At 38.7% G+C, this 1,226-nt stretch carries 1 pseudogene; it reads left to right on the top strand.

Going from position 1 to position 1,226, the window contains the following annotated elements:
- Positions 1-53: 53 nt before the first annotated feature.
- A pseudogene (locus ACFQZR_RS27120) lies at positions 54-1,226 on the top strand (IS3 family transposase); the annotation flags it as partial.

The following is a 1,226-nucleotide window of genomic DNA, read 5'->3' as shown; positions in this document are numbered from 1 at the left end:
TGAACTGCACCCCAATTGTTAGACACCATCTAGCAATTGGAGGTGCAGTTTTTTTGTCAAAATTCAATTTAGATTTGAAGATAGAAGCTATTCATCAATACTTATTAGGAAATGAAGGGGTTAAAAGCATTGCAAAATCCTTGGGAATCAATCATGAAGTCCTGCGTATGTGGATCAAGCAATACGAATATCACGGTATAAAAGCTTTTGAAAAAAACTATACAGCTTACTCCATGCCATATAAACTAGACGTACTCAACTATATGAACGAGAATGGGGCGTCTCCAAATGAAGCAGCTGTCATTTTCAATATCTCTTCTCCAGGGGTTATTCGAAGGTGGCGTAGTCAATTCAATGAAAATGGGATCGACGCCCTAAAACCAAAGAAAAAGGGGCGTCATTGTGTGACAGATAAGATTAAAAAAGGGGTTAAGAAGCAAGAACCTGCTGAGGGATCAGTTGAAGCTCTACAAGCTGAATTAGAACGTTTGCGCATGGAAAACGCCTACTTAAAAAAGTTGAATGCCTTAGTTCAAAACAAGGAAAAATCACCAAACAAGACAAAGCACAAGTAGTCTATGAATTAAGGCTTGAATTCCCGGTGGTTACATTGTTAAAGCTCGCTGAAGTCCCACGTAGCACTTTTTATTACTTGGTGAAGCAATTTGACAAACCAGACCCAGATGCAGACCTGAAACTCCTTATTCGATCCATTTATGCTGAGCATCAGGGACGATATGGCTATCGTCGCATCCGTGATGAACTGTTTAATCAGGGTCACAGAGTTAATCATAAAAAAGTACAGCGTATCATGAAAGAATTAGGCTTGAAATCTGTGGTACGCATGAAAAAATATCGTTCCCATAAAGGAACAGTAGGTAAAATTGCACCTAACGTACTCGATCGTAATTTTCAAGCGAAAAAACCAAATGAGAAGTGGGTCACCGATATTACGGAATTTAAGTTGTGTGGAGAAAAGCTTTATTTATCACCTGTTCTGGACTTGTTTAATGGTGAAATTATCACTTACACAGTAGGGTCTCGTCCAACATATTCCCTAGTCTCTGAGATGCTATATAAGTGCTTTAAACGCTTATCCAAAAAAGATAAACTTCTTTTGCATTCGGACCAAGGCTGGCACTATCAGATGAAACAGTATCAACATGCTTTGAAGAAACAAGGAATTACCCAAAGCATGTCTCGAAAAGGCAATTGTTACGATAACG

The organism is Paenibacillus sp. GCM10027629 (assembly GCF_042676425.1).
GTDB classification, from domain to species: Bacteria; Bacillota; Bacilli; order Paenibacillales; family Paenibacillaceae; genus Paenibacillus_K; species Paenibacillus_K terrigena.
This window is presented reverse-complemented; position numbering and strand designations above follow the sequence as displayed.